Source organism: Pseudomonas sp. W2Jun17 (assembly GCF_023127795.1).
Classification (GTDB): domain Bacteria; phylum Pseudomonadota; class Gammaproteobacteria; order Pseudomonadales; family Pseudomonadaceae; genus Aquipseudomonas; species Aquipseudomonas synxantha_A.
Window position 1 is genome coordinate 25,501 of the sequence record NZ_SPKO01000039.1, and the last position, 14,995, is coordinate 40,495.

At 59.0% G+C, this 14,995-nt stretch carries 15 protein-coding genes; 13 read left to right on the top strand and 2 right to left on the bottom strand.

All coding sequences use genetic code 11. The features are described from left to right. Nucleotides 1-82: 82 nt before the first annotated feature. The 4 genes from E4O98_RS25585 to E4O98_RS25600 all read left to right on the top strand — a co-directional run bounded on the left by E4O98_RS25585 (nt 83) and on the right by E4O98_RS25600 (nt 3,063). Complete coding sequence (locus E4O98_RS25585) at nt 83-1,051, top strand: hypothetical protein (RefSeq protein WP_019821429.1); 969 nt, start codon at nt 83-85, stop codon at nt 1,049-1,051. A gap of 78 nt (nt 1,052-1,129) precedes the next feature. Beyond that, nucleotides 1,130-1,750: a lipoprotein gene (locus E4O98_RS25590; protein WP_032876738.1), complete on the top strand. Its 621-nt coding sequence runs from the start codon at nt 1,130-1,132 to the stop codon at nt 1,748-1,750. A 357-nt stretch (nt 1,751-2,107) separates the two neighbouring features. After that, a complete protein-coding gene (locus tag E4O98_RS25595; RefSeq protein WP_223018803.1) occupies nt 2,108-2,452 on the top strand; it encodes an FKBP-type peptidyl-prolyl cis-trans isomerase in 345 nt (114 codons plus the stop codon). An 11-nt stretch (nt 2,453-2,463) separates the two neighbouring features. Then, entirely contained in the window at nt 2,464-3,063 is a 600-nt protein-coding gene (locus tag E4O98_RS25600; protein WP_148854141.1) for a GNAT family N-acetyltransferase, read from the top strand. 12 nt (nt 3,064-3,075) lie between these two features. Here the strand turns inward: E4O98_RS25600 and E4O98_RS25605 are convergent, their stop codons facing one another. Then, the gene (locus tag E4O98_RS25605) at nt 3,076-3,813 is read right to left on the bottom strand and encodes a helix-turn-helix transcriptional regulator (protein ID WP_248136582.1); all 738 of its coding nucleotides are present in this window, start codon (nt 3,811-3,813) and stop codon (nt 3,076-3,078) included. A 74-nt stretch (nt 3,814-3,887) separates the two neighbouring features. Between E4O98_RS25605 and E4O98_RS25610 the strand changes: the two genes are divergently transcribed. The 7 genes from E4O98_RS25610 (at nt 3,888) to E4O98_RS25640 (ending at nt 12,048) form a co-directional block, all read left to right on the top strand. Then, on the top strand, nt 3,888-5,048 hold the full coding sequence (locus E4O98_RS25610) for a cytochrome P450 (RefSeq protein ID WP_223018800.1): 1,161 nt from the start codon (nt 3,888-3,890) through the stop codon (nt 5,046-5,048). Continuing rightward, nucleotides 5,045-5,389: an antibiotic biosynthesis monooxygenase gene (locus E4O98_RS25615; protein ID WP_148854139.1), complete on the top strand. Its 345-nt coding sequence runs from the start codon at nt 5,045-5,047 to the stop codon at nt 5,387-5,389. Before E4O98_RS25610 ends, E4O98_RS25615 begins: the two co-directional genes overlap by 4 nt. A 508-nt stretch (nt 5,390-5,897) precedes the next feature. After that, on the top strand, nt 5,898-6,068 hold the full coding sequence (locus tag E4O98_RS25620; protein ID WP_158254351.1) for a hypothetical protein: 171 nt from the start codon (nt 5,898-5,900) through the stop codon (nt 6,066-6,068). 166 nt (nt 6,069-6,234) lie between these two features. After that, a complete protein-coding gene (locus E4O98_RS25625) occupies nt 6,235-6,951 on the top strand; it encodes an MgtC/SapB family protein (RefSeq protein WP_005786976.1) in 717 nt (238 codons plus the stop codon). A gap of 290 nt (nt 6,952-7,241) precedes the next feature. Next, on the top strand, nt 7,242-7,868 hold the full coding sequence (locus tag E4O98_RS25630) for a response regulator transcription factor (RefSeq protein WP_032876719.1): 627 nt from the start codon (nt 7,242-7,244) through the stop codon (nt 7,866-7,868). A gap of 7 nt (nt 7,869-7,875) precedes the next feature. Next, nucleotides 7,876-11,490 carry a transporter substrate-binding domain-containing protein gene (locus tag E4O98_RS25635; RefSeq protein WP_050549310.1) on the top strand — a complete coding sequence of 1,205 codons (3,615 nt, stop codon included), beginning with the start codon at nt 7,876-7,878 and terminating at the stop codon, nt 11,488-11,490. 135 nt (nt 11,491-11,625) lie between these two features. Next, nucleotides 11,626-12,048, top strand: coding sequence for a hypothetical protein (locus tag E4O98_RS25640; protein ID WP_032876716.1), 423 nt, complete (start codon nt 11,626-11,628; stop codon nt 12,046-12,048). 40 nt (nt 12,049-12,088) lie between these two features. Here the strand turns inward: E4O98_RS25640 and E4O98_RS25645 are convergent, their stop codons facing one another. Then, nucleotides 12,089-13,168: a 3-deoxy-7-phosphoheptulonate synthase gene (locus tag E4O98_RS25645; protein WP_248136584.1), complete on the bottom strand. Its 1,080-nt coding sequence runs from the start codon at nt 13,166-13,168 to the stop codon at nt 12,089-12,091. Between the two features lie 619 nt (nt 13,169-13,787). Here E4O98_RS25645 and E4O98_RS25650 point away from each other — a divergent pair. Beyond that, complete coding sequence (locus E4O98_RS25650) at nt 13,788-14,537, top strand: carbon-nitrogen hydrolase family protein (protein WP_148854137.1); 750 nt, start codon at nt 13,788-13,790, stop codon at nt 14,535-14,537. Continuing rightward, nucleotides 14,538-14,969, top strand: a complete 432-nt coding sequence (locus tag E4O98_RS25655) for a GNAT family N-acetyltransferase (protein WP_078820876.1) — start codon at nt 14,538-14,540, stop codon at nt 14,967-14,969. Nucleotides 14,970-14,995 lie beyond the last annotated feature (26 nt).

The following is a 14,995-nucleotide window of genomic DNA, read 5'->3' on the forward strand; positions in this document are numbered from 1 at the left end:
AGGACTGAACGTATGTCGTTTCGCCACACTCACACTCAACAAGGCGCATTGCCTTGCTTCTAAATTTGAAAAGGACCTTTGTATGACCACTGTCTATGAAACCAATCGATCGCTATTTCGTGTGTCATGGAGCTCGGTATTGGCCGGTAGTGCAATCGCACTGGTGACCTACCTGGTGTTGAGTGTGTTGGGTACGGCTATCGGCGCCAGCGCCGTTGACCCGATGGAAGCAGGTAACCCGTTGAGCGGCTTCGGCACGGGTGCGGGTATCTGGTTGTTTGTCTCGACCTTGGTCGCCATTGCGTTGGGTGCGTTTGTGGCTGGACGCACGGCGCCGGATCGCGGCGGCCTGCACGGGGTGCTGACCTGGACCCTGACCACCTTGCTGACCACCTGGCTGTTGGCAGGCTTGGCTTCCAGCGTCGTCGGCACCGCCGGCAACGTCGTGGGTAAAGGCTTGTCTGCTGCCGGAAGTGGCATTGCGGCCGCAGCGCCGGGGATCGGCAACAGCATCAAGCAGCAGTTGAACGAGCAGGGGATCGAGCTGGACTGGAACAGCCTGCAAGGCCAACTCGATACCTTGCTCAAGCAAAGCGGCAAGGCGGAATTGGACCCGGCCAACGTTGAGCAAAAAGCCGACCAGGCGGCTGCCGATGGCAAACAATCGGCCACCGATGCAGCGACCAACCCTGCCCAGGCCGGTGACGAGCTCAAGCAGTGGTTTGAACGCGTGAAAGCGTCCGGCGAGCCAGCCTTGAATGCAGCGGATAAAGAGGCCCTGGTCAACATCGTTGCGGCCCGTACCGGCAAGAGCAAAGAAGAAGCCACCCAGATTGTCGACAACTATGCCCAGGCTTATCAGCAAGCCATGCAGAAGGTCGATGAGCTGAAAAAACAGGCTGAACAAAAAGCCCGTGAAGCCGGTGAAGTGGCGGCCAAGCAATTGTCCCGCGCTGCATGGAGCACCTTGGCCATGCTGCTGTTGGGCGCGGCTTTGAGCTTCTTTATTGGTCGTATCGCGTTGACTACCCGTCGCGTGCCTTTGGCGTAAAACTGTCTGCGGCAAGGACGCCGCCTGTGGGAACGGGTAAAATGCTGGCCTTTTACCCGTATCCCGCAAAGGTGCCCCTTGAGCGCAGGCAAAGCCGTTGGACTGTTATTACTCACTTCTCTGTTGGCGGCGTGTGGCACCTCGCCGCCACGCACGCCCAATGACCTGTGCGGCATCTTTCGCGAAAAAGATGACTGGTACGACGCCGCCAAGGTCACGCAAAAGCGCTGGGGCGTGCCGATCCAGGTGCCGTTTGCGATCATGTATCAGGAGTCGGGCTTTCGCTACGACGCCAAGACCCCGCGTAAATACCTGTTGTGGATCATCCCCTGGGGCCGAGTGTCCACCGCTGCGGGCTACGCCCAAGCCAAGGATGAAGTGTGGAACGACTACCGCAAAGCCACCGGCCGCAGCGGCGCTGATCGCGAAGACTTCGACGACGCCATCGATTTTATCGGCTGGTACATGGACAAGACTTACACCATCAATGGCGTCTACAAATACGACGCCTATGGCCAATACCTGAACTACCACGAAGGTTGGGGCGGCTACCGCCAGCGCACCTACGCCAGCAAAGCCTGGTTGCTACCGGTGGCGAGCAAGGTGCAGGCGCGTTCGCAGATGTATGCGCGGCAATATGCCGGGTGCAAGGATGAGTTGGGGCGAGGCTTCTGGAGCCGGTTCTGGCATTGGTTGTAGAAACCGGGCTGCACGCAAATCAATATGTGGGAGGGGGCTTGCTCCCGATAGCAGGGTGTCAGTCAATGATGCAGGGGCTGATGCGCCGCCATCGGGGGCAAGCCCCCTCCCACAGTAGATTGCGGTACGGCGCTGGTTCTGTGGCGAGGCTGTTGGCAGCCTGACAGCGGACGGCTATCTAATTGGCAGTGACCGACGAAGACTAGCCACGTGATTCGAACGGCGCAAGCGGTTGGGATTCTCTCGGAAGCGTCCTTCAAGTTAAAGGGAAATGTCATTGTTCCGACTGTTCCTACACTTGCCAAACCCAGCCGAATCTGGGAAAAGCCCAGCCTTTCACCCCTCAATGAGACCCCCATGAGCAACGACAAACTGCAGGTCACCGACATCCGCCTGGGCACCGGCAAAACCGTGGTCAAGGGCGCGCTGATCACCACCCAATACACCGGCACCCTGGAAGATGGCACGGTGTTCGATTCGTCGTGGGAGCGGGGCAAGCCGTTCCAGTGCGTGATTGGCACCGGTCGCGTGATCAAGGGTTGGGACCAGGGCTTGATGGGCATGCAGGTTGGCGGCCTGCGCACCTTGTACGTACCGGCGCACCTGGCCTATGGCGAACGCTCGATGGGCGTGCATATCAAGCCAAACAGCAACCTGCGTTTCGAGATTGAATTGCTGGAAGTGCTGACGCGGGATGATTGAAGAGATTGAACATGGACGTTGACCCACAGGTGTTGCCTGGCTGCTCCCTCAAAGACATTCGGGTGGTTGAGCTGCTTGGCTGCGATGAGGCTGAGCTGCAGCAGTTTTTTGAACAGGCACCGGATTACTTCATCGCGGTGAATGGCGAGCCGGCTACCCCGAGCGAAGCACGGGAAGAATTACACGGTCAGTTACCCGCTGGCTGGCAGTGCAGCCGCATGTACTGGCTGGGCTACCGCGATACGCAGGACCAACTGGTCGCCGTGGTGAATATCGCCGCAGATTTGCTCGCCGCGGGGGTGTGGCATATCGGCTTGCTGCTGGTGCATTCGCGCTGGCACGGCAGCGGGCTGGCGCAGCGCTTGCACTCGGACCTTGAGGCATGGGCGGCGGCGAAGGGTGCCCAATGGCTGCGGCTGACGGTGGTGATGGGCAATACCAGGGCCGAGCATTTTTGGCCCAGGCTTGGGTATGTACAGGTGCGAACTCGCGAGGGCATCAGGATGGGGCGTCAGGTGAACAGGGTGTCCATCCAGATCAAACCTCTCGGCAACGAGACCATTGCGGGCTATCTGGCGCTGGTTGAACGGGACCGACCCATCACCCTGTAGCACGTACCGGTCTCATGGGCGCGCGGCGCCTGATTTCTCCAGCTCCTTGCTTTCAACCGTGATCCCAAATCTGCCGTACAGCTCCTTTCGCCCCTTGGGCGTCAAGGCCAATGCTCGACTATCAAGGTCCTGGATCACCCATTTGCGGCTTATAACGGCTTGTAGAACCGCGGCCCCCAGTGCGCCGGCGAGGTGAGGGCGGCGCATGCTCCAATCCAGGCATGAGCAAGCGAAACGACGTCGCTGCGCCCTTACGGTTTCTATCTCGACACCGAGCCCCGTCATCGCTTTTTCGCCCTCCACGCTAAGCTGATAAGTACCGTCACCAGCGACCGGCATGCTCAACCAGCCGGCGTCGATGAAATAGTCGTGCAGTTGTACAGCCAGGGATCCTGCCATGTGGTCATAACAGGTCCGCGCCAACTGCAATCGACTGGGGGCCGTCGAAACGAACTGGGTCTGCGCGTTTCGGCTGATCACCATGAGGGCTTCAATAGCTTGGGCCACGTGCGCGTCTGCCAGGCTGAAGTAGCGGTGCCTGCCCTGCGTGTGCAGTTTTATCAAACCGTCCTCTTTGAGCCTTGCCAAGTGCGCGCTCGCCGTGGATGCACTGACATCGGCGATGACTGCCAATTCGGTGCTGGTACGGGCGTGACCGTCCATCAGCGAACAAAGCATTTTCGTCCTCGCGGGCTCCGCAATGGCGCCTGCGACACGGGAAATAGCAGTGTCATTGCTTTGGGAATCCATATTTCGTTCCTGAGCGAATTGTGGGGGGGACGATTGCTCGATAGTAGCCGTTCTTTGTGAAAAGGACTGCCAAAATGACGCCGTTTGAAGCCGCTACTCATGTCGATCCCTACGTTTATTACTCATGCCTCAGGCAGCAAAGGGAACTGTTGTTCGATGCAGATCTTGGTGTATGGATTGCCAGTGGCGCCGGCGTTGTCGAGGCCATTCTGGAACATCCCGACTGCCTTGTACGTCCACTGCACGAGCCGATTCCAACTGCCCTTGCGCAAGGCGCCGCAGGCCATGTTTTCGGTCGTTTGATGCGCATGAACGAGGGGACGCAACATCAGTGCCCGCGCAGGGTTATCGAGCCCATCCTGGCCTCGATGGGCACGCAAAACATCGCAGGCCTCGTGGCGCAGGTCGTCGAGACATTTGATATCTCGGGCGATAACCCGAATGAGTGGATGTTCACGTTGCCGGTTTCGGTCATTGCATCCTTGATAGGTTTCACATCCAGCCAGCTAAAGGAAGTCGTGCAGCTGACACGGGATTTTGTTGCCTGTCTGTCGCCGTTAAGCGACGAGGCTCAACTCGGTAAAGCCCATTGCGCGGCGGCACGGCTGAGCCAAATGTTCCAAACGCTGCTGAGTAACGATGATAAAGGTAGTGGTGTGTTGGGCCGTCTTTATAGCGATTACGACGCTTCAGCCTGGGAAGACGATGATGCATTGATCGCGAATCTGATCGGGCTATTGTCACAGACCTGCGAAGCCACCGCCGGGCTGATCGGCAACACCCTTATAGCGCTCCAACGTAAGCCTGAGCTGTTTGAAGGCATGCAAGCCACACCGACGCTTGTCGCTGAGTGGGTGGCAGAGGTCGCGCGCCATGATTCACCGGTACAAAACACTCGGCGGTTTGTTGCCAGGCGATGCAAGATTGGCGACAGCGTTTTAGAGGCGGGCGATACCATTTTATTATTGCTCGCTGCTGCCAACCGAGACCCCTGCGCCAACCCAGACCCCGACAGCTTCTTGCTCAAGCGGGCGCGACGACGAACCTTCAGCTTCGGCTCAGGCAGACATCAATGTCCAGGCCAACCCTTGGCATTGGCTATTGCCTCAGAAGTGATTTCGGCATTCTTGCATCGACAGCCCAACCCTTCTGCCCGTGATTATCGCTGGCGTTATTTGCCTTCCCTGAATGGCCGTATCCCACAGTTCTGCCGTGATGAGGAGACTCAACAATGATCGCTGTTATTTTTGAAGCCTGGCCGCACGAGGAGCACTACCAGCGTTATCTCGACCTCGCTGCCGAACTCAAGCCCCTGCTGGCTCAAATCGATGGTTTCATTTCAGTTGAGCGTTTCCAGAGCCTGAGTGAACCTGGAAAACTGCTGTCGCTATCATTCTGGCGTGACGAGGAAGCAATCCAGCAGTGGCGCAGCCTTGAGCTACATCGAGCAGCTCAATCAGCAGGCCGTCGGCAGGTTTTTGCTGACTACCACCTGCGTATTGCTCAGGTAGTGCGCGATTACAGTCTCGAAGATCGTGTCCAAGCGCCGGACGATAGCAGGCAAGCTCATGAATGAAAGCACAGCACCTGGCCCATAGCTGGGGCGTATCTGCGAATTCAGTGTGTCAGGCAGTGAATGCGTAGCTGACACACCTCTTCGGGAGCAAGCCCCCTCCCACATTTGCTGGCAGATGGGGTTGAGAAAGGCATTCCTGAACCCATCCTGAAGAATTTTCGTGTTCTCCATGTGGGCACCTTCCTACGGTTTACTCGGCCACCATCGGGGCGTAAGCTTCGCGCGTTTTCATTAATAGCGGAGACCCTCAGTGGGTACTTGTTCGAGTGACAGTCGTCGGCCGGTTTCGGTAACCGGCATCTACTTGGCAAGGTAACGCGCATTTTCCAGATGCCGTTGTCTCGCCTCACAAAGCGAGAAGCGGTATCCCGGCAGTGGCCCGTCCTGGCGCCTGCCTGAATCCCTCTCATCGACGCTGACCAGCACCGGGGTAACGCCTGGATGCTACGGACGCGCCTGCCTTTTACGGCCGGCGGGCCATTTTCTCCGCCTGGAGATGCTTGAGACTGTGACTGACGCCAGTGTCAGCCGCGAAGTACCGCCCAGCCTGGCGCACTACTTCACATTGCAGGCGCTGGCGTCGCTGTACTTCGTATTTTTGCCCGCGATTTTGCTGGCGTACATGGTGCTGATCCAAGCGGTGAAGGGCTACTACATCCGCAAGTTTGGCTGGCAGTAATACGTTTTATGCAACACCGCAAAAACTGTGGGAGCCGGGCTTGCCCGCGATGACGGTGTATCAGTCGCCTGATTCATTGGCTGACGCGCCGCTATCGCAGGCAAGCCAGCTCCCACAGGGACCTGCGGTGCTTCCAATTTGCCACTGCATTCATGGAGATTTTTTTATGCAGGCAATCAACAACATCAACCTCAACTCCCTGATCGATACCGTGGTCAGCCTCAGCGCGGCGTTTATTCTGGGTGGTTTGATCGGCTTCGAGCGCCAGTACCGCCAGCGCACCGCGGGCTTGCGTACCAATGTGCTGGTGGCGGTGGGCGCGGCGATTTTTGTCGACATGGCCAACCGCCTCGGTGGTGCGGAAGGCGCTGTGCGTGTAGTCGCTTACGTGGTGTCGGGCATCGGCTTCCTGGGGGCCGGTGTGATCATGCGTGAAGAAGGCAACGTGCGCGGCCTCAATACGGCGGCCACCCTGTGGGCTTCGGCGGCGGTGGGCGCCTGTGCCGGTGCCGACCTGATCCTTGAGGCATTGCTGGGCACGCTGTTTGTGCTGGCGGCCAATACCTTGCTGCGACCGATCGTCAACAACATCAACCGTCAGCCACTGGACGTGGTATCGGCAGAGGTCACCAACATCCTTTACGTGATTGCGCGGCGCAGCCAGCAACAGGCAGTGATGGTCCTGTTGGAAGCCGAGCTGGCACGCTGTAACTACCCGGCCAGCGATGTCGACGTGCGACCATTCGGCAGTGAAGAAGTGGAAATCGAGGCCACTCTGGCCGCAACGTCGGTCGATGGCGATGAGCTGGATGCACTGGTGACGCGCATCTCCACGTCAACCCTGGTGGTACAGGCCTTCTGGAGCCCGAGTACCACCGACTGATCCCTCTGGGCACGCCAGGATTGGCTAAGCTTAGTTGTGGAAAAATCCTACATATAGTCAGGAATATCCCTTCAATTGAAACATCTTGGCGTTGGTAAGGTTGGGCACTTGCGGCTGTTGGGTCGTTGTGGTCCGGCGTCCGTGGTTATGCTGAGTTAATTGAAGGGGCCAGACATCGCCTGGTTATCGCCATGAGGGTATGCAGTGCCGCTCGTCGGAACTGTCATTTCTCACAGGTATCCAGTCCCGGTGTTATGTGTAAGGGTATTTTGTCCACATAGGGAAGTTTTATGAGCAAAGCATTAATTGTGGATGACCATCCATTTATCTGCGCGACGGTCAAACACCTTCTGAAATCGGAAGGGTTTACTGAAATCTACCAAGCAGGGGATGGGGCAGATGCAATGCAGTTGGCCAGGGAGCAACGTCCCGAGCTGATCATTCTCGACCTTGCGCTGCCGAAACTGGGTGGGTTGGAGGTTATCAGCCGGGTCAAGGCACTGGCCCTGCCGTGCAAGATTCTGGTGCTCACCTCTTACATGGCGGTGTTCTTTTCTACCCGCTGTATGCGTGCCGGAGCGATGGGGTTCGTGGCCAAGACCGGGGAGTTGGACGAGTTGATCAAAGCCATCAGGGCGATCAGGTCGGGCTACAGCTGCTTCCCCAGTTTGCCGACCAGTTCGGTACGCCGTGATGACCTGCAGGAAACGGAACGACAAATGATCGAGTCATTGTCGGACCGTGAATTGACCGTATTGCAGATGCTGGCCCTGGGGCTGGGCAATAAGGAAGTGGCCGCGAAAATGCTGCTGAGCCACAAGACCATCAGCACCTACAAGACTCGACTCAAGGAGAAGTTACGTATGTCCTCGGTGGTGCATTTGTCCAAGTTTGCCCAGCGCAACCATCTGATCTGAGCTGCAAATGATCACCACCGCGTTGACCAGGTTCGTCGCGATCCTTTGGATGAGCCTATTACCCCTGATCGCGGTGGCCTTTGAAGAGCCCCAGGCTTTGCAACTGTTGGGGCACTCCCACCTCGAAATCCCCAAAGTAGAGATGACCGAGGCTGATTGGCGCTGGCTACGCGAGCGGCGCACATTGGTCATGGGGATTTCTGCCCCCGATTACGTGCCTTTTGACCTGACCAATAACAACGACGAACTCGAAGGTATCACGGCCGACTTTGCCGCGCTGATTGGCCAGGCCCTGCATATCTCCATCGAGGTTCGGCGTTACGAAACCCGTGATGATGTGGTCCAGGCCCTGAAGCAGGGTGACGTGGATTTTCTCGGTTCCGCCAATGGCTATGAGGCTGCCGACAAGCAATTGCAGTTGTCTCGTTCCTACGCCAACGATCAACCGACCCTGGTGACTCGCAGCGGTGACAGCCAAGCGTTGAGTGACGACCTGGCAGGCAAGCGGGTGGCAATGCTGTATCACTATATGCAGCCCGACGCTGTCCGGGCATTTTACCCCCGTGCACAGTTGGAGCTTTTTGCCTCGACCTTCGAGGCCATTGGCGCCGTGGCGTTTGGTCGCGCCGATGTATACCTGGGCGATGCCATCAGCAGCAATTACCTGATCAATCGCAACCACCTGAACAATGTACGCATGGCTGATTTTTCCACCCTGGAGGTCAACCCGTTTGCGTTTGCCGTCACCCGGGACAATACGCGGCTGCTGCAGATCATCAATGCGGCGCTGGAGGCCATTCCCGCCAGTGAGCACATGGAAATCCTGCGCCGCTGGAGCGGTGGCAACCTGGGCATCGTGGGCATCGACCGGCTGCACTTGAGTGCCAATGAACAACGCTGGGTGCAGAAAAATCCACGGGTCAGAGTCGCGGTGCTAAACGACTTTCTGCCATTGTCTTTTATCGGTGAAAAGGGGCAATTCGAAGGGCTGAGTGCGGAGGTGCTGTCGCGCATCAGCTTGCGCACCGGTTTGAAGTTCGATGTGGTCCCGGGCAGTTCGTTGCCGCGCCAGGTCAATATTGTCAGTGCGGGCACGGCGGATATGCTGGCGGTGGTTACCCCCAGTACGGAACGTGCCGACAAAGTGCGCTTTACTCGGCCCTACCTGACCAGCCCGTTTGTGCTGGTGACCCGCGACAGCCCTGATAGCCCGCTCACGCTGGAGGATATGGTTGGCAAACGCCTGGCCATGGTGACCGGCAATGGCCTGCATGATGAGATAGCGCAAAACTTTCCAGGGGTTGCGTTTATCGACGTTGAAAACCCGCTGCAAGCCATGGCGCTGGTGGCCAATGGCGACGCCGAGGGCGCCGTGAACTCGCTGATCAGTGCGCGCTATCTGATCACCCGGCATTACCGTGACCGCTTGCGTATCACCAGTACGGTCGGCACTGAACCGGCGCGCGTGACCTTCGGGGTCAACCGCAGTCAGTTGGAGCTGTATTCGATCCTGGACAAGGCACTGCTGAGCATCACACCGCAGGAAATGGATGAATTGATTGGCCAATGGCGCAGCGAAGTCATCATCGAGGACAGCTACTGGCTGCGTTATCGCAACGTGATCATTCAGGGCTTCGGGTTGGCCGCACTGTTGTTGGTGGTCACGCTGGGTTGGATCATCTACTTGCGCAGCCTGATTCGTAAGCGCGTGCAGGCCGAGCGGGCGCTCAGCGATCAGATGCGGTTCATGAGCGTATTGATCGACGGCACCCCGCATCCGATTTATGTACGCGACCGCCAGGGTCGGTTGATGGCCTGTAACAATGCGTACCTCGATGTGTTTGGTTACAAGCTTGAAGACGTGATCGGCAAGACGGTGATGGAAACCGACGTCAACAATCCTCCACAGGCCCAGTCGTTTCATGAGGATTACCTGCGCTTGATGGCCGCCGGTGAACCGCAGATTCATGACCGGATACTCAAGGTGCCCAACGGCGACGTGCTGACCATTTACCAATGGATGCTGCCGTATCGCGACGGCGACGAGAAGGTGGTGGGCATGATTGCCGGTTGGGTGGATGTCAGCGAGCGTCATCGCTTGCTGGGCCAATTGCAGGAAGCCAAGGACGATGCCGACGCCGCTAACCGCGCCAAGACTACCTTCCTGGCGACCATGAGCCACGAAATCCGCACGCCAATGAACGCCGTGATCGGCATGATCGAGTTGGCCTTGAAAAATGCCGAACAGGGGCGGGCCGACCGTGATGCCTTGGAAGTGGCATCCGTGGCATCGCGCGGCATGCTGGAGTTGATTGGCGACATTCTCGATATCGCGCGGATCGAGTCCGGGCATTTGTCGCTGACCCTGGAGCCGGCCAATCTGCGTGAGCTGCTGGCATCGGTGGCGCGCGTGTTCGAGGGATTGGCGCGAGCCAAGGGGGTGGCGCTGCAAGTCCAGCTGGAGTCCTTGGTTGAGCGGACGGTGCTGGTCGACCCGCTACGCTTCAAACAGGTGGTGTCGAACCTGTTGAGCAATGCCATCAAGTTTACCGCCAGCGGCCAGGTAAGCCTCGGGGCGCGGGCGGTAGTCGAGGGCGACCGGTTGAATGTGCAGCTATGGGTGCAAGACACCGGCATTGGGATCAGCGTCAAAGATCAGCAGCGATTGTTCAGCCTGTTTATCCAGGGCAGCAATAACCAGCAGTCGGCCCGCAGCGGTTCTGGCCTGGGGTTGGTGATCAGCCGCAGCTTGTGCGAAATGATGGGCGGCCAGTTGCACTTGAGCAGCGTGTTGGGGCAGGGCACCCGGGTGGATGTGACACTGGCGCTGGCCCTGACGGACAGCTTGCCGACCCATGCCGCACACACTGCTGATGCCGTGCCAGAGGGCCGCGCACTGCGCATCCTGGTGGTGGATGACTACCCGGCCAACCGCTTGCTGCTGGCGCGCCAGTTGACCTTCCTGGGCCACCAGATCACTACGGCCGAAGATGGCGTCCAAGGGTTTGAGCAGTGGCGGGCGGGACAATTCGACGGTGTGATCACCGATTGCAATATGCCGTTCAAGAATGGCTACCAGTTGGCGCGCGAGATTCGTGCGCAAGAACGTGAACGGGGTCAGGCACCTTGCCTGCTGTTGGGGTTCACCGCCAACGCCCAGCCGGAGGAAACCGAGCGCTGTCGGCAAGCCGGCATGGACGGCTGCCTGTTCAAACCCACCGGGCTGGACGACTTGCGCTCGGCATTGGCTTCGCGTTCAGCCGAGTTGGGCCCGCCACAAATGCAGGCGTTTGACTTGAGCACCCTGGTCGCATTGACGGGGGACGATCGCCCCGCGCTTATCGAGTTGCTGGTGCCGTTGCTCGACAGCCTGGAAACGGACCGTGCCTTGCTCTCACAGCTGTCAAGCCAGGCCGACTTTGCCAAGCTGCACGACCTGGCCCATCGCGCCAAGGGTGGCGCACGGATGGTCAAGGCGCAGGGGTTGGTCGCGTGTTGTGAAACATTGGAGGCGGTGTGTGAACAGCGGGACCGCCTGGCATTGGGCCCTGCGGTTGATGGCGTCAGTGAAGCGATTGGTATTTTGCAGCAAGGCTTGAACGCGTATTGCAATCGGCCTTGACCGCGGTTGATCACCATTCAGGCGATTTGGGAAAACTCTTACGTGAACGGGGAAAATGCCTGATTTTGTCGTCGGCATATGTCTGGAAAATGGGCGACGCTCACTGCCGAGCACTGCCTGCCCCAGGGGTTTGCCATGCCAAACAAAGCACTGACTGTCCTGATTGCCGATGAACAGCATCTGCGACGCCTGTACATCGAGAAAATGCTCAACCAGTTGGGGTATTACCGGATCGTGCCGGTGCAAACGCTCGAAGAAGTCCAGATTCTGACCTCCATTCCAGCCGAACCCTTCGATGCGCTCATCATCAATGCCGGGTTGCTGGACCATGCCATTGGGCTCCAGCAGTCAGTGCACCACGTGTTGGTATACGAGCACATCGACCTGGGCGAGCCTGCCGGTGCAGCGTCAGCGGTGCGGGTGCGTCTGCCGGGCGTGCCGGACAACGTCAGCCTCGAACACTTCATGGACATCGTCGACCCATCCGAGGCTGCCCATGGCCTGCGGGTACTGCCGTGGCTACGGGAGTTGTCCCGGGCGCGGGTGGCCCGGGCCTAGCTTCGCTTCAACGCTGCTGCCGCATGTTGATCCACACCCGTCAGTTGGTTTTGTGAGAGGCGCGCAGACGTTCGGCCGCACTGCGCAGCAACTGCTCGGTTCCGTCCCAACCCAGGCAACCATCGGTTACCGACACGCCGTATTGCATTGACGCGCTCAGCGGCTGACAGCCTTCGAACAAGTGGCTCTCAAGCATCATGCCGATCAGCGACGTATCACCCTGCAAGCGCTGCTCCAGTACGTCATTGAACACTGCCGGTTGGCGCAGTGGGTCCTTGCCGCTGTTGGCGTGGCTGCAATCGACCATGATCCGCGCCGCCACTTTGGCCTTGGCCAGGTCATGTTTCACCTGGGCCACGCTCTGTGCATCGTAGTTTGGCCCACGGTGACCGCCGCGCAGTACCAGGTGCGTGTCGGGGTTGCCTGGCGTCTGGATGATGGCGGGATGGCCTTGGCTGTCGACACCGAAATGGCGATGCGGGTGGGACGCTGAGCGCATGGCATCACAGGCAATCGCGACGCCGCCGTCGGTGCCGTTCTTGAAACCTACGGGCATGCCCAGGCCGCTGGCCATCTCGCGGTGGATCTGCGACTCGGTGGTGCGTGCGCCGATGGCGACCCAACTGAGCAGGTCATCGAAGTAGCCGGCAGCCATGGGTTGCAACAGCTCGGTGGCGACCGGCAGGCCCAGGCGCAGCATTTCACGCATCAGTTCGCGGGACAGGGTCAAGCCGGCGGCCATGTCATCGCTGCCGTCCAGGTGCGGGTCGTAGGCCAGGCCTTTCCAGCCGATGGTGGTACGCGGTTTTTCGACGTAGGCGCGGATCACCAGCAGCATCTGGTCGCTGACTTCAAGCGCGAGTTTCTTCAGGTTGCGTGCGTATTCCATGGCCGATTGCGGATCGTGGATCGAACACGGGCCGACAATCACCAGTAAGCGCGAGTCTTCGCCATTGAGGATGGCACGCACGGCCTGGCGATGGCCGTGGATCTGTTCATGGAGGAACGGGCTGAGGGGCAGCTGGTGTTTCAGCTCAAGGGAGCTGGGCAGGCGCTGGGTCAGGGCTTCATTGGCGCTGTTGAGGGTGCAGACGGGCAAAGCGGCGACGGAGGAGTTCATATTCAAGGCTTCCTGGGCAAGCGGCGGGTTGTTCCCGCGCGCTTGGCCTACTGGGGTGTTCGACAATTGGCCGTACTGGCGACGTGTGTTGGTTTGCCACCAATAGGTGACCGATCGGAGGCGGCAGGCTGTCCCGAACGGAGCTGGCTAAATCGCCATGCAGTGCAAGTGTCGAAGCGGTAATAAGTGGCGTAGTTCATGGCGTGATTCCTTTAAGTGTTCTTGAACAAACAAAATGGTTAGCGGCTGAAAAACAAAACCCCCGGTCGGGGAGCCGACCGGGGGTTTAGATTTCTCTGGTAGGCGACCCCTTGAGTAGTGGGCGCCGATTTCAGGTATCAGGCGCGCCAGTGGCTAAACCAATACCCAAAATAAAAGCCGGCCAGTGCGCTCGAACCGTTCACGCGGGTAGCCGACACCAAGCGCAAGGCGCTGGCAGCAGGGCAAACCTGAGTGTGGGTGAGTTGCAACATGGTGGCTCTCCAAATGATGGGGGGAGCTTACTAGAGGCGCACGGGTGGATTCAATCAGTAATTTCTATTGCTTGAGGGTACTTACGGCTATGGGGTGAGTGTCGCTATGCTGGTGGCTCATAAACGATGATTGCCAGGACGCGACCATGACTGCCTTGACCCTTGCTGCGGCGCAAACCCTTTCCATTGCCGGCGACGTTGAAGCCAATATCGCACGGCACCGGGTGTTCATGCAGGCTGCGGCAGAGCAGGGTGTGCAATTGCTGGTGTTTCCGGAGCTGTCTTTGACCGGTTATGAACCCACGCTGGCCGCTGACTTGGCCATCGCTCCCGATGCGCCAGTGTTGGCGCCCCTGCGCGAGATGGCGCGCGAGTTGCAGCTGACGGCAGTGGTGGGTATGCCGATCCGACTGGCCCCGCAAGCGGATGTTTTGATTGGCGCCCTGGTGCTGGGGGCCGACGGCTCACTGGCGGTGTACACCAAGCAGCATCTGCATCCAGGCGAAGACGTGGCGTTTGCGGCCGGGCAGGGTGGTGAGGCACTCGAATGGGGCAATGACCGTATTGCCCTGGCGGTTTGCGCCGACTTCTCCCACGCCAGTCATCCACGTCATGCGGCGCAAGCGGGCGCCAATGTCTACGCAGCAGGCGTACTGATCAGCGAAGGCGGCTACGCAAAAGACAGCGCGCTGCTGCAGGGCTATGCCGCGGAGCATCGTCTGCTGGTGCTGATGGCTAACCACGGTGGCCCCTCGGGTGGCTGGGCCTGTGCAGGTCGCAGTGCGATCTGGGCCGCGGATGGCCGTTTGCTTGCAGCGGTGCCCGGTGTCGGCGAAGCGCTGGTGATTGCCCGCCGCGACGACGAGCATTGGGTGGGCCAAGTGGTGGCCGTGTAAATGGCTTTTCACCTGCGTGCCGCCACAGAACAGGACCTGTCGTTTGCGCGAGCCCTGACCCACCAGGCGATGAACCGCTACTACGTGCAAAACCAGCTGATTTGGTCCAATGCCGGCTTCGACACGGCCTGGGCCGGTCGGGAAAACTGGCTGATTTGCCGAGATGACGACACGTTGGGGTTTATCAGCCTGAGCCGTGACGGTGGCGCTCTATACATCCGCGAGTTGCATTTGCTCCAGGCGTATCGCGGGCAGGGCGCAGGCACCTGGGTGCTGGAGCAAATAGCGCTGAAGGCGCAGGCGCTTGGGCTGTTGCGGTTGACCGTGTTCAAGACCAATCCGGCCAGAAGGCTCTATCAACGCATGGGGTTCAGCATTGTTGGCGAGGAGGATGGTTTCTGGCGGATGGAGCGTGTCTGTCGCGTACGCTAAACCCTGTACAAAATCCTAATAAGCGC

What these genes read in the sequence shown, in the direction of transcription:
- E4O98_RS25645 (WP_248136584.1), bottom strand. Translation starts at nt 13,168, where the DNA reads ATGAACTCCTCCGTCGCCGCTTTGCCCGTCTGCACCCTCAACAGCGCC.
- E4O98_RS25640 (WP_032876716.1), top strand. Translation starts at nt 11,626, where the DNA reads ATGCCAAACAAAGCACTGACTGTCCTGATTGCCGATGAACAGCATCTG.
- E4O98_RS25610 (WP_223018800.1), top strand. Translation starts at nt 3,888, where the DNA reads ATGACGCCGTTTGAAGCCGCTACTCATGTCGATCCCTACGTTTATTAC.
- E4O98_RS25635 (WP_050549310.1), top strand. Translation starts at nt 7,876, where the DNA reads ATGATCACCACCGCGTTGACCAGGTTCGTCGCGATCCTTTGGATGAGC.
- E4O98_RS25615 (WP_148854139.1), top strand. Translation starts at nt 5,045, where the DNA reads ATGATCGCTGTTATTTTTGAAGCCTGGCCGCACGAGGAGCACTACCAG.
- E4O98_RS25655 (WP_078820876.1), top strand. Translation starts at nt 14,538, where the DNA reads ATGGCTTTTCACCTGCGTGCCGCCACAGAACAGGACCTGTCGTTTGCG.
- E4O98_RS25605 (WP_248136582.1), bottom strand. Translation starts at nt 3,813, where the DNA reads ATGGATTCCCAAAGCAATGACACTGCTATTTCCCGTGTCGCAGGCGCC.
- E4O98_RS25595 (WP_223018803.1), top strand. Translation starts at nt 2,108, where the DNA reads ATGAGCAACGACAAACTGCAGGTCACCGACATCCGCCTGGGCACCGGC.
- E4O98_RS25630 (WP_032876719.1), top strand. Translation starts at nt 7,242, where the DNA reads ATGAGCAAAGCATTAATTGTGGATGACCATCCATTTATCTGCGCGACG.
- E4O98_RS25600 (WP_148854141.1), top strand. Translation starts at nt 2,464, where the DNA reads ATGGACGTTGACCCACAGGTGTTGCCTGGCTGCTCCCTCAAAGACATT.
- E4O98_RS25625 (WP_005786976.1), top strand. Translation starts at nt 6,235, where the DNA reads ATGCAGGCAATCAACAACATCAACCTCAACTCCCTGATCGATACCGTG.
- E4O98_RS25650 (WP_148854137.1), top strand. Translation starts at nt 13,788, where the DNA reads ATGACTGCCTTGACCCTTGCTGCGGCGCAAACCCTTTCCATTGCCGGC.
- E4O98_RS25585 (WP_019821429.1), top strand. Translation starts at nt 83, where the DNA reads ATGACCACTGTCTATGAAACCAATCGATCGCTATTTCGTGTGTCATGG.